At 64.1% G+C, this 12907-nt stretch carries 10 protein-coding genes; 5 read left to right on the top strand and 5 right to left on the bottom strand.

The features are described 5' to 3' along the window. Positions 1-150: 150 nt before the first annotated feature. Positions 151-2415 (bottom strand): CHASE2 domain-containing protein, encoded by a 2265-nt coding sequence (locus IV454_RS31905; protein WP_206089562.1) that lies wholly within the window; start codon positions 2413-2415, stop codon positions 151-153. A 228-nt stretch (positions 2416-2643) separates the two neighbouring features. Here IV454_RS31905 and IV454_RS31910 point away from each other — a divergent pair, with 228 nt between their 5' ends. Further along, positions 2644-3534: an MBL fold metallo-hydrolase gene (locus IV454_RS31910; RefSeq protein WP_206089563.1), complete on the top strand. Its 891-nt coding sequence runs from the start codon at positions 2644-2646 to the stop codon at positions 3532-3534. Between the two features lie 32 nt (positions 3535-3566). Then, the gene (locus IV454_RS31915; protein WP_206089564.1) at positions 3567-5936 is read left to right on the top strand and encodes a GspE/PulE family protein; all 2370 of its coding nucleotides are present in this window, start codon (positions 3567-3569) and stop codon (positions 5934-5936) included. Between the two features lie 9 nt (positions 5937-5945). On the opposite strand, the gene lepB is transcribed toward IV454_RS31915, so the two are convergent. Further along, a complete protein-coding gene (gene lepB / locus IV454_RS31920) occupies positions 5946-6866 on the bottom strand; it encodes a signal peptidase I (RefSeq protein ID WP_206089565.1) in 921 nt (306 codons plus the stop codon). A 109-nt stretch (positions 6867-6975) separates the two neighbouring features. Between lepB and IV454_RS31925 the strand changes: the two genes are divergently transcribed. From IV454_RS31925 to IV454_RS31935, 3 genes are all read left to right on the top strand, one after another. Then, entirely contained in the window at positions 6976-7308 is a 333-nt protein-coding gene (locus IV454_RS31925; protein WP_206089566.1) for an antibiotic biosynthesis monooxygenase family protein, read from the top strand. A gap of 99 nt (positions 7309-7407) precedes the next feature. Then, positions 7408-7815 (top strand): hypothetical protein, encoded by a 408-nt coding sequence (locus IV454_RS31930; protein ID WP_206092932.1) that lies wholly within the window; start codon positions 7408-7410, stop codon positions 7813-7815. A 109-nt stretch (positions 7816-7924) separates the two neighbouring features. Further along, on the top strand, positions 7925-9691 hold the full coding sequence (locus tag IV454_RS31935; protein ID WP_229521966.1) for a GspE/PulE family protein: 1767 nt from the start codon (positions 7925-7927) through the stop codon (positions 9689-9691). 75 nt (positions 9692-9766) lie between these two features. Here IV454_RS31935 and IV454_RS31940 read toward each other — a convergent pair whose 3' ends face one another. From IV454_RS31940 to IV454_RS31950, 3 genes are all read right to left on the bottom strand, one after another. Further along, entirely contained in the window at positions 9767-10777 is a 1011-nt protein-coding gene (locus IV454_RS31940) for an inorganic phosphate transporter (protein WP_206089568.1), read from the bottom strand. Positions 10778-10788: 11 nt separating this feature from the next. Next, positions 10789-11415 (bottom strand): DUF47 domain-containing protein, encoded by a 627-nt coding sequence (locus tag IV454_RS31945; protein WP_054263945.1) that lies wholly within the window; start codon positions 11413-11415, stop codon positions 10789-10791. Between the two features lie 73 nt (positions 11416-11488). Continuing rightward, the gene (locus IV454_RS31950; protein ID WP_054263946.1) at positions 11489-12874 is read right to left on the bottom strand and encodes a replicative DNA helicase; all 1386 of its coding nucleotides are present in this window, start codon (positions 12872-12874) and stop codon (positions 11489-11491) included. Positions 12875-12907: the final 33 nt, after the last annotated feature.

Here is a 12907-nt window from a genome sequence, read left to right on the forward strand (position 1 = left end):
TTGCACTTGTCTGCCGAGTGTAATCGCGCTGCTCCGCGCGAGTGAGAAATTCCTGCCCGATCCGGCGGTTTTCTGCGAAGCGTTGTATGGCGGAGTCAGGCGGCGTTAAGAGAATGACAAATGCAGGCCAAAACGATCACACCCGGCGCGCTATTTCGTGTCGAAAGTGGTAACGCCATCCCAGCCTGGGGCCGGCGGGTCGGCGCGGTAAATCGCGATGCGGTCGAGGTAGAGCCGGTACAGGGCGCAGCCGGGCTCGTCATCTGACAGCTGGCCGAGGATCACCTCGGCCGGATCCCACTGCTGGGCGCGCACCAGCGCCAGGGCGGCGTGCCAGCTGACCAGGCGCGCCGCGCCTGCCTCGTCCAGCGAATCCGCCGGCCCGAGCGGCTCGAAGATGGCGACCGGTTCGTGCTTGCCCTTGACCCGCACCAGGTCCAGTTCGCGCCATGCGAAGTCGGGCGCCGCGTGGCGCGTTGCCTCCCCGGCCGCGATACCCACGCCGTACACCTTGGTGATGCCTTCCAGGCGCGCGCCGAGGTTGACGGCGTCGCCCATGACCGTGTACGCGCGGCGGATTTTCGACCCCATGTCGCCCACGTGCATCAAGCCGCTGTTGATGCCGATGCCGACCTTCAGGGGCGGCCAGCCGCGCGCCTGGAATTCAAGATCGAGGCGGGCGGCGCCGGCCTGCATCAGGAGCGCCGTGGCGACCGCGCGCCGGGCATGGTCGGCAAAGGCCACCGGCGCGCCCCAGAAGGCCATGACGGCGTCGCCGATGTACTTGTCGAGGGTGCCGCAGTGGCTGTCGCGGATATCTTCCGACATGGCCGTCAGGTACAGATTGATGTACTCGCGCAGCGCCTTGGGCGTGAGCTGCTCCGAGATGGTGGTAAAGCCGCGCACGTCGATGAACAGCACGGTCAGTTCGCGGCTCTCGCCATCCATGGTGTACTGCTCGGGATTGTCGGCCATTTCGGCCACCAGTTCGGGCGCGACGTACTCGCGAAAGCGCGACACCAGCGCCTGGCTCTTGCGCACTTCGACAAAGTAGCCGAAGCCCAGATTGAGCACGAACAGCGCCCCGATCAGCAACACCGGCACGGCGGCGTTGAGCACCATGTCGGACTCATAATACAGGTAGAAATTGATGCCGATGGCCGCCGCCAGCGCCGCCATCGTCAGCAGCACGGCGCGCACGGGCGTGAGCAGCGCCGGGACCAGGGCCAGCACCAGGCCCAGGACCAGCACTTGCAGGCACTCGAACAGATAGGCCTCGGCCGGACGCGCCTTGAAGTCGTTGTCGAGGATCGACTTGAGCAGGTTGGCGTGCACCTCCACCCCCGGATACTCGGGATTGACCGGGGTGACGCGCAAGTCGTTGATGCCGGGCGCGGTGGAGCCGACCAGCACCAGCGCACCTTTCAACTGCGCGGCCGGCACCGCGCCGGTGAGCACGTCGACCGCCGACACGTAGCGGAATGCGCCGCCGCCCGGCCCGCCCCGGCCACGAAACTGGATGTAGGTGGTCAAGCCCTCGCCCACCGGAATGCGCAGCTGGCCGCGCGGCAGGAACAGTGAGATGAAGGCGGCGCCGCCGCTGTCTTTTTCGGCGTCCGACAGTTGCTCCACGGTGGTGTCGAAATACGGCGCGATGGCGCGCGCCTTGAGATACACGGCGGCCGTGGCCAGCGACAGCGAGGGGTAATAGGCGTCGCCGATGCGCTGCAACATGATCGAGGAGCGGATCACGCCATCGGCATCGGTCGACGCGGTAAAGATGCCGGCGCCGGCGGCGGCCTGCTGCAGGCGCGCGATATTGGCCTCGTAGCCGCTGGAGGTGTAGGCCAGCAGTTCGCGTCCGTTCAGGCTCTCCACGGTGAACGCGGGGGGCGGCAGCACGCCCTTGCGCAGCTTGTCCGACACGTTATAACCGAGCACCACGTTCTGGCCGCGCAGCGCGTCGGCCAGCAAGCCGTCGTAATCCATGCCCGCTTTCAGGCCCGCCAGCTGCTCCTTCAGGCCCGCCACCCCGGCCAGTTCATCGTTAGCCAAGCGTTCGAGCACGGCGTAGCCGGACGAGGTATCCGGCTCGGGAAAGGAAATGTCGAAGCCGACCGCGCCGGCCCCGTAATGGCGCGTGAGCTGGGTCACCAGCCTGGCCTGGGTATCGCGGCTCCACGGAAAGCGCCCGATCGCCGCCAGGCTCTTTTCATCGATATCGACGATCACCACGCGCGCATCCATCACGGGCGCCTCGATGCGCATGCGCAGGCCGGCCACGAAACCGTCCATGCGCTCGATCGAATCGCTGTGAAAAAAGCCGAGCGTGGACAGCGCCGCCGCCACGGTCAGGGCCAGCCCGAGCACCCAGCGCGGGCCGTATTTACGCAGCATGCGCGTGCGCTTTGTCATCGGTCGGAAGCGTGCATGGCGATCTACCCGTCCATTACTTCATGGTAATTCGGTCGAGTGTAGCGCCGCGCGCCCGCCCTGTACACGGGCACGCGAAAAGCGTGGGCAAAACGGCACGAAAGCGGGCGCGGCCGACTCCACGGATAAATTGTGCAGCCACGCGCAGGCAAAACCGCTATGATCGACCGTAATTGCAACATCGACGATTTCGGCCATGAGAGTGACGACATGAAATTGCGGTTCTGGGGCGTGCGCGGCTCGATTCCTTCGCCGGGAGCGCGCACCGCCCGTTATGGCGGCAACACCACCTGCATCGAAGTGGGCACCGACGACGGCACCCTGATCATCCTCGACGGCGGCACCGGCATTTTCGCGCTGGCCCAGGACCTGCTCACGCGCCTGCCGGTCAACGCGAACATTTTCATCACCCACAGCCACTGGGACCACATCCACGGCCTGCCCTTCTTCACGCCGCTGTTCATCCCCACCAGCCGGGTGCGCCTGCACGGCGCGCGCGACGAAGCGACCGGCCAGGGCATCGAACACATCATGGGCGTGCAGCTGCAGAACAGTTATTTTCCCGTTGGCGAAGCGCAGATGGCGGCCACCATCGAATACCACACCCTCGACGTCGGCGTGGCCGTCGCGGTGGGCGACGCGGTGGTCGACAACGTGGTCATGAACCACCCGGTGACCAACCTGGGCTACCGCATCAGCTGCAACGGCAAGTCCCTGTTTTTCACTGGCGACCATGAACCCTTCTACAACCTGTATGCGCAGAACGACACGCGCCATGCGCCCTGGCAGCTGGAGATGGAACGGCGCCAGCGCGACATCGACCGCGCCATGCAGGGCGTCGATGCGCTCATCTACGACTGCTCGTACACGCAGGGCGAATACCCGTCCAAGCGCGGCTGGGGGCACGGCACCTTCGACGCGGCCATCGCCAGCGCGGTGCGGGTGGGTGCGCGCACCCTGTACTGCACTCATCACGAACCGACCCGCGGCGACGACGAACTCGAAGCCGTCTTTGCCGATGCGCTCTTGCGCCACGGACCGCTGCCCACCGGCCTGAACGTGGTACTGGCCTACGAAGGCCTGGAAGTCGCATTGAACTGAACCTGGCTCACCTGTCGAAAGCGAAAACATCCATGAACGAAGCGGCAAGCGGCAAGCAAGGTGGTCACGACGAAGACACGGGCGCGCGCCTGGACTTTTCCCGGCGGCTGCAGGCGGTCACGAACAAGATTCACGCGACCGCCAATCTCGATGAAATCATGCTCGACCTGGGCATGGATTTTTGCGACTTGTTCGACTGCGACCGCTTCACCCTGTACGCGGTCACGCCCGAAAAAGACCATATCGTCTCCAAGGTCAAGACCGGGCTGACCACCTTCCGCGAGCTGCGCCTGTCGATTTCGCCGAGCTCCATCGCCGGCTTCGTTGCCATGAGCCGCAAGCCCCTGAACATCCGCGACGCCTACGACGAGGAAGAACTGCAGCGCCTCGCTCCGGGCCTGCACTTCCAGAGCGGGGTCGACCAGCGCACCGGCTACCGCACGCGCGAGATGCTGGTGGCGCCGCTGCTGACGGTGCAGTCGCACGAACTGCTCGGGGTGATCCAGTTCATCAACAACCGCAAGGGCGGGCCGTTCTCGCGCGTGTGCGAGGAAGGCGTGCGCGATCTGTGCGAAACCTTGTCGGTGGCCTTCAGCCAGCGCCTCAAGCCGCCGCAAACGGTGCTCACCAAGTACGCGGGGCTGGTACACGAGGCGGTGCTGTCGGCGCCCGAGCTGGAACTGGCCACGCGCTCGGCGCGCAAGAAGAACCTCGATATCGAAGAAGTGCTGATCAGGGAGTTCCAGGTGCGCGCGCAGGCGATCGGCGAATCGCTGGCGAAGTTCTTCGGCACGCCGTACGAGCCGTACAAGCCGGACCGGCTCAAGCCGGGCGAGCTGCTGCGCAACCTCAAGGCACAGTATGTCGAAGAAAACCAGTGGCTGCCGCTCGAAGAAAACGCCGACGGCCTGGTGGTGATGGCGCTCGACCCGGAGCGCATCCATACCAGCAAGATCGTCAACCAGATCTTCCCCAAAGCGAAAGTGGTGTACCGCGTGACCACGCGCGAGGAATTCCGGCGCACCGCCGAACAGTTCTTCGGCGCCGCCATCGATGCCGAGGGCGGCTCGGTGGGCGAACTGCTGTCCGGGATGGACCAGGACGACATCGATGGCGAAGGCACGCTCGACGTCTCGGCCGCCGTCGAGAATGAACTGGTCAAGCTGCTCAACAAGGTGATCACGGATGCCTACCGCCAGGGCGTGTCGGACATCCACATCGAGCCACTGCCGGGCAAGGGCAAGACCGGCATCCGCTTTCGCAAGGATGGCTCGCTGGTGCCCTACATCGAAATCCCGGCCAGCTACCGCAATGCGCTGGTGGCCCGCGTGAAGATCATGTGCGACCTCGATATTTCGGAGCGGCGCAAACCGCAGGATGGCAAGATCAAGTTCAAGAAATACGGCCCGCTCGACATCGAGCTGCGGGTGGCGACCATTCCCTCGTCGGGCGGGGTGGAAGACATCGTGATGCGCATCCTGGCCGCCGGCGAGCCGATCCCGCTCGACAAGCTGGGCGTGCTGCCGTTTAACCTGGAGCGCCTGCGCGCAGCCATCGAAAAGCCGTACGGCCTGTTTTTCGTATGCGGGCCGACCGGTTCGGGCAAGACCACCACCCTGCACTCGGTGCTCAGCCACCTCAATACGCCGGACACCAAGATCTGGACCGCCGAGGACCCGGTCGAAATCACGCAAAAGGGGCTGCGCCAGGTGCAGGTGAACCGCAAGGCGGGGCTCGACTTTGCGACCGTGATGCGGGCCTTCCTGCGGGCCGACCCGGACGTGATCATGGTCGGCGAAATGCGCGACAAGGAAACCGTCAGCATGGGCATCGAAGCCTCGCTCACCGGCCACCTGGTGCTGGCGACCCTGCACACCAACAGCGCGCCGGAATCGATCGTGCGCCTGCTCGACATGGGCATGGACCCGTTCAACTTTGCCGACGCGCTGCTCGGCATCCTGGCGCAGCGCCTGGCCAAGCGCCTGTGCTCAACGTGCAAGGTGGCTTACCATCCGGATGCGGCCGAGGTGGAGCTGATGCTCACCGAGTTTTGCACCGAGCTGCTCACGACCGAGGCCTTCATCGCCGACCCGGACGCGGGCCGCGCGCAAGTGCTGGCCGGCTGGCGCCAGCGTTATGCCAACGCCGACGGCCAATTCACCTTGTACCGCGCGGTCGGCTGCGCCGAGTGCAACAAGGGCTATCGCGGGCGGGTTGGCCTGCATGAATTGATGATCGGCACCGACAAGGTCAAAAAACTCTTGCAGGAGCACAGCCGCGTGGCCGCCCTGCTCGCGGCGGCCCTGGAAGACGGCATGATGACCCTGAAAATGGACGGCATCGAAAAGGTGCTGTCCGGGATCACCGATATCAAGATGGTGCGCCAGGTGTGCATCAAGTAAGACAGCGCCTTACTGCATGATGCGCACCACCTTGCCGACCACCTGGTCGGCGCGCACAAAGCCCCAATAGCGGCTGTCGTAACTGTTATCGCGGTTGTCGCCCATGACGAAGTAGTGGCCGGGCGGGACCTCGCATTGCATCGCCATGGCGTCATGGACGCACTTCTCCTTGAACGCGAAATCGTCTGGCTCGTGGGTGCCGCGCGTATCGCCAGTGCGCAGTTGGGTTTGAAAGCGCAGCGTGCCGATTTGCTCTTCAACGCGCTGGTAGGCCACCGACTGTTCGGGGTCCAGATACGCATCGAGCTCGCGCACCCGCGTGGTGGCGCCGTTGATGAAGAGCTGGCGGTCGCGGTAGGCCACCTTGTCGCCCGGCAGACCTATCAGGCGCTTGATGAATTGCTGGCTCGGATCACGCGGAAAATCGAACACGATCAGATCACCCCGCGTCATCGGCGCGGAAATCGGATTCGATGCGATGGGAACTCCGAAAGTGCTGACATGCCCGTAGCCCCATTTCTGCACGAGCAGATTGGCGCCCAGTTGAATGGTCGGCGCCATCGACGTGGCCGGCACGCGGAAGGTCTCGTAAAAGAAGGCGCGCAAGCCGACGACGACCGCGACATATGCCAACGCGATCGCCAGCAGGACGTACCAGCGCGTGGACGCGGGCCTCGCCGCACGCAGCGGCGCGCGTGCGGCAATCCGGTAGGCGGCGGTCATGCACACCGCCGCCAGCGCCACCTGGAAAACCAGCATGACGGTAGCGGCGCGCGGTCCGGGCAGCAGGAAGAACATGGCGCACAAAAGCAGCACGGCACCGCCGAACACCAGCGCGCCCATGCGCGGCGCGCCAGCGTAGACAAAACCGAGCGGGGAGAAAAAGATGTTCAGCGCAGCGGCGATCCATTTGTTCGGCTTCCAGTTCACGGCAATTCCTTCACGATAATGCGCGGCATTCTCTCATGCAATTATGATCTGCCAGCAATATCGTTGCCAACGTGGCACAATCGCGATTCACTCATCCACCATCAAGGCCATGTACTCCTCTACTTTCATTTTCGGCACCAAGCATCTCGACGAAGAATTTCATCAGCTCGATAAACTGATCGCCGACGCCGCCAAGGCGCTGCCCGGTTATCTGGGTGAAGAGGCCTGGGAAAATCGCGCGACCGGTTTGTTCTCCAACGTGTATTACTGGGAGAGCCTGGAAGCGCTGCAGGCGCTGATGCAGCACCCGGCGCATCTGCAAGCCAAGGCGGCCCAGGCCAGATGGCTCGATGGCTATCACGTGGTCATTTCGGAGGTGGTGCGCACCTACGGGAATGCGGAGCTCGGACACCGCATGAACGTACCGGCCGTCAATCCTTGAACCCATCCAATGAAGGAGGGTTGCAGCGATTGACAGCGCCACCGCTGCGGCGCTACCCTGTGATTCCGCCCTGCCCCACCGCTGCCGCGATTGATGACGATGCTCCAGGCATTTCCCTTTCCGATCCGAACAGAATGTCCGCCAGGCGCCTGCGTGTGCCAGCGCGACACGCTGCTGGCCGACGCTGACAGCGACACGCGCATCCTGCGCCTGACGCGCGAAGAAGAAAAGAAGCTGCTCGCCCACATCGACAACATCGCCAGCTACGAGGATCTGAACAAACTGGCCGAACGCCTCAACAGCCAGCTCGGCGTGGTGCTGCGCATCACCCCCAGCAACAATGAAGTGCGCAGCGCGCGCGGCCTGAGCATCGTGCTGGCCGACCGGCCTGGCCTGTGCCGCAAGACCCGCCAGGCGGTCCCGACTGCCATCCGGCGCTGCCTCGAGCGCCATCCGGAAATCATCTACGCCATCCTCGACGCGCACGACTTGCTCGGGCCCAACTGACACGGCAGCGCCGCGCCGGTTCGGTCCGCACGCGTGAGCGGGATCAAGCCCGCATTGTCAAAAAATCTACATGCTGATGGTTTTCGCCGACCGCGATGACGGGAACCCCATGCACTTGCCTACCAAGTACGACGCGCTGGTCACGGACGGCCTGCTGTCCGCCGCCGAGCTCGAACGCGCGCGCCATTCGGCGCACGCCCGGCTGCTCGACATCGAAGAGGTGCTGGTCAACGATTGCCAGGTGCCGCCCGAGGCCATCGGCCAGGCGCTGGCGCGCTTCTTCAAGGTCCCGTACGAGCCGTTCCTGCCCGGCCGCACGAAGCCCGCGTATTTGCTCAGGAACCTCAAGGCCCAGTATGTCGAGGAAAACCAGTGGCTGCCGCTCGACGAAGACAAGGATGGCTTGCTGGTACTGGCGCTCGATCCGGAGCGGGTGCGCGCCAGCCGCATCGTCAACCAGGTCTTCCCCAAGTCGACGCTGACGTGGTGCGTGACCACGCGCACCGAATTCCTGCACACCTTGGACCAGTTCTTCGGCACCACCGCGCGCAGCGACGGCAGCTCCCTGCGCGAGGTCCTGTCCGGCATGGCGCACGACGACAGCGATGGCGACAGCGTGCAGCCGGTCTCGCAAGCGGTGGAAAATGAACTGGTCAAGCTGGTCAACAAGGTGATCATGGATGCCAGCCGCCAGGGCGTGTCCGACATCCATATCGAGCCGCTGCCCGGCAATGGACGCACCGCGATCCGCTTTCGCAAGGACGGCGCGCTGCTGCCCTACATCGACATCCCGGCCAGCTACCGCAACGCCCTGGTCGCGCGCGTAAAAATCATGTGCGACCTCGATACCTCGGAGCGGCGCAAACCGCAGGACGGCAAGATCATGTTCCGCAAATACGGGCCGCTCGACATCGAACTGCGCGTGGCCACCATTCCCTCGGCCGGCGGCGTGGAGGACATCGTGATGCGCATCCTCCCGCGCGGCGACGCCATGGCACTCGATCAGTTGGGCATCCTGCCGCACAACCTGGCGCGCCTGCGCGCGGCGGTCGACAAGCCGCACGGCCTGTTCTTCGTATGCGGGCCCACCGGCTCGGGCAAGACCACCACCCTGCACTCCCTGCTGGCCCACCTGAACACGCCCGACACCAAGATCTGGACCGCCGAGGACCCGGTCGAAATCACGCAGAAAGGGCTGCGCCAGGTGCAGGTCAACCACAAGTCGGGGCTCGACTTCGCCACCGTGATGCGGGCCTTCCTGCGGGCCGACCCGGATGTGATCATGGTCGGCGAAATGCGCGACCGCGAGACCGTCGGCATCGGCATCGAAGCCTCGCTGACCGGGCATCTGGTGCTGGCAACCCTGCATACCAACAGCGCGCCCGAATCGATCGTGCGCCTGCTCGACATGGGCATGGACCCGTTCAACTTCGCCGACGCGCTGCTCGGGGTACTGGCGCAACGCCTGGCACGGCGCTTGTGCAACGCGTGCAAGGAGCCCTACCGCGCTGACGACGGCGCGATGGCGCAACTGCTCGCCGAATACTGCGCCGAGATGCCCCATGCCAGTGCCGCCGGCAGTGGTGTGCTGGACGACTGGCGCGCGCGCCATGCCGACAGCGGCGGCCGATTCACCTTGTTCCGCGCGCGCGGCTGCGCCGAGTGCAACCGCGGCTACCGGGGCCGGGTCGGCCTGCACGAGCTGATGATCGGCACCGATAACATCAAGCGCCTGCTGCAGGAGCGTGCGCGGGTCGCCAGTGTGCTCGCCGCCGCCCTGGACGACGGCATGCTGACCCTGAAAATGGATGGCATCGAGAAGGTCCTGATGGGCATCACCGACCTGCGTACGGTGCGCCAGGTGTGCATCCGCTAGCGATGCCGCCATCGGCCCGACGAAAAAAAACCGCGGGTCGCAACCGGCGGTTTTTTTGTCAGGCGCGTGCCAGGCTTACATGATGTGGGTACCGACCCACCATGCCACCGCCGCCATGAAGGCCGACGCCGGAATCGTGAAAATCCAGGCCCACACGATATTGCCGGCCACGCCCCAGCGCACCGCCGACATCTTTTGCGCCGAACCCACGCCGACGATGGCGCCGGTGATGGTGTGCGTGGTCGAGACGGGAATGCCGAAGTAGCTCGACACGATCAAGGTGATCGCGCCGCCGGTTTCGGCGCAGAAGCCGCCCACCGGTTTGAGCTTGGTGATCTTCTGGCCCATGGTCTTGACGATGCGCCAGCCGCCGAACAAGGTGCCGAAGCTGATCGCCGCGTAGCACGAAATGATCACCCAGCTTGGCGGCGTGGTCTCGGCCGCGCTGGAGTAGCCGCTGGCGATGAGCAGCATCCAGATGATGCCCATGGTTTTCTGCGCATCGTTGCCGCCGTGGCCAAGGCTGTACGCCGCCGCCGACAGCAGCTGCAGGCGGCGGAACCAGGTGTCGACCTTGCGCGGCGTCGACTTGACGAAGACCCAGGCCACGATCAGCATGATGATCGAACCGAGCGCAAACCCGAGCAGCGGCGCCACCACGATGAAGATGACGGTCTTGAGCAAGCCGCTGCCGATCAGGGCGCCGGTGCCGGACTTGGCCACCGCCGCGCCAACCAGGCCGCCGATCAGCGCGTGCGAGGACGACGAAGGAATGCCGTAGTACCAGGTGATCAGGTTCCAGATGATGGCTCCGACCAGGGCCCCGAAGATGATGTACTGGTCCACCACCTTGGGATCGATGGTGCCCTTGCTCAGGGTCGCGGCGACGTGCACGCCGACCACGCCGATGGCGATGAAGTTAAAGACGGCCGCCATGGCCACCGCGGTCTGCGGTTTGAGCACGCCCGTCGAGACGACGGTCGCAATCGCGTTGGCCGCATCGTGGAAGCCGTTCATGAAGTCGAACAGCAGCGCCAGGGCGATCAACATGCCGAGCACGTAAATGCTGATTTGGATATGTTCCATGCTCGTCCCGCTTACGCGTTTTCGACGATGATGCCTTCGATGATGTTGGCAACATCTTCGCAGCGGTCGGTGACGGTTTCCAGGATCTCGTAGATCGCTTTGAGCTTGATGAGGTTACGCACGTCCGGTTCGTCGCGGAACAGCTTCGACATGGCGGCGCGCATGACATGGTCGGCGTCCGATTCGAGGCGGTCGATCTCTTCGCAGATGGCGACGATCTTTTGCGAGTTGTCCATGTTGTGCAGCAGGCCGACGGCTTGCTCGACTTTCTGGCAGCAGGCCAGGCACAGTTCGGCCAGGCGTTTCGCTTCCGGCGTGACCGCTTTCAGGTCGTACAGCGAGACCGTCTGCGCCGCGTCTTCCATCAGGTCGAGGATGTCGTCCATGCGCGTGATCAGCTTGTGGATGTCGTCGCGGTCGATCGGGGTGATGAAGGTCTTGTGCAGCATGTCGACCGTGGCGTAGGTGATCTTGTCGGCTTGCTTTTCGATGCTTTCGATCGCGTGGACGCGGTTTTCGAGGTCGTCGAAGTTGGTCATCAGGCCAACCATTTCATGCGCGCCCTTCACGCATAGTGCGGCGTGCTGGTTGAAGAGCTCAAAAAATTTGCCCTCGGTGGGCATCAGGCGTCCAAACATGGTTTCTCCGTTAAAGCGTAAAAGCGTCATTGATACTGCGGAAGGCCGCCGCTCGTGGCGGCGGCATCGTGATTTAGTCGCCCTGGTAGACGGCCAAGTTACCGCTGTAGTTACCAAACTTGGTGTACTGGCCGATCCAGGTCAGTCGTATCGAGCCGATCGGACCGTTACGCTGCTTGCCGATGATGATCTCCGCGGTGCCCTTGTCGGGCGAATCCGGGTTGTAGACCTCATCGCGATACAGGAAGATGATGACGTCGGCATCCTGCTCGATAGCGCCAGATTCGCGCAAGTCGGACATGATGGGGCGTTTGTTGGGGCGTTGCTCCAGCGAGCGGTTCAACTGCGACAGGGCGATCACGGGACAGTGCAGCTCTTTCGCCAGGCCCTTGAGGCTACGCGAAATCTCGGAAATTTCCGAGGCGCGGTTGTCGCCCGGCTGGCTGCCCGTCATGAGCTGGATGTAGTCGATGATGATCAGGCCAAGCTTGCCGCACTGGCGCGACAGGCGGCGCGAGCGCGCGCGCAGCTCGATCGGATTCAAGGCCGGGGTCTCGTCGATGTACAACTGGGCGTCGTTCATTTTCTGGATCGCGTGCGTCAGGCGCGGCCAGTCTTCGTCGTTCAGGCGGCCGGTGCGCAGGCGGTGCTGGTCGAGCTGGCCGACGGAACCGAGCATACGCATGGCCAGCTGGGTGCCGCCCATCTCCATCGAGAAGATCGCGACCGGCAGGCCCGCTTCGATCGCCACGTTCTCGCCGATGTTGACCGAGAACGCGGTCTTGCCCATCGATGGACGGCCGGCCACGATCACCAGGTCGCCCGGCTGCAGGCCGGATGTCATGCGGTCCAGGTCGATGAAGCCGGTCGGCACGCCCGTGATTTCGCTCTGGTTGTCGCGGCTGTACAGTTCATCGATGCGCTCGACCACCTGGGTGAGCAGCGGCTGCACCGCGATCCAGCCTTGCGAGCCGCGCGCGCCCTGTTCGGCGATGGCAAAGATCTTGGACTCGGCTTCGTCGAGCATCTGCTTGACTTCCTTGCCCTGCGGGTTGAACGCATTGCCGGAAATTTCGTCGGCCACGGTAATGAGTTTGCGCAGCACGCCGCGGTCGCGCACGATCTCGGCGTAGCGCCGGATGTTGGCCGCCGACGGTGTGTTCTGCGCCATCGCGTTCAGGTACTGCAGGCCGCCCACATCCTCGGCCTTGGCGATGTTGGTCAGCGCTTCGAACACGGTGATCACGTCGGCCGGTTTCGACTGGTTGATCAGCTTGACGATCTGCTCGAAGATGATGCGGTGATCGTAGCGATAGAAGTCGTCCGCATGCATCATGTCCGCAATGCGGTCGAACGCGGCGTTATCGCGCAGCAAACCACCGATCACAGATTGTTCTGCTTCGATGGAATGGGGCGGGATGCGGAGGGCGTCTAGCTGCGGATCGGATGGTGCGTTCATGGCGCGAATTATACCTGCTTCGGGTCAACTGGC

This window comes from Massilia antarctica, assembly GCF_015689335.1.
GTDB classification, from domain to species: Bacteria; Pseudomonadota; Gammaproteobacteria; order Burkholderiales; family Burkholderiaceae_D; genus Telluria_A; species Telluria_A antarctica.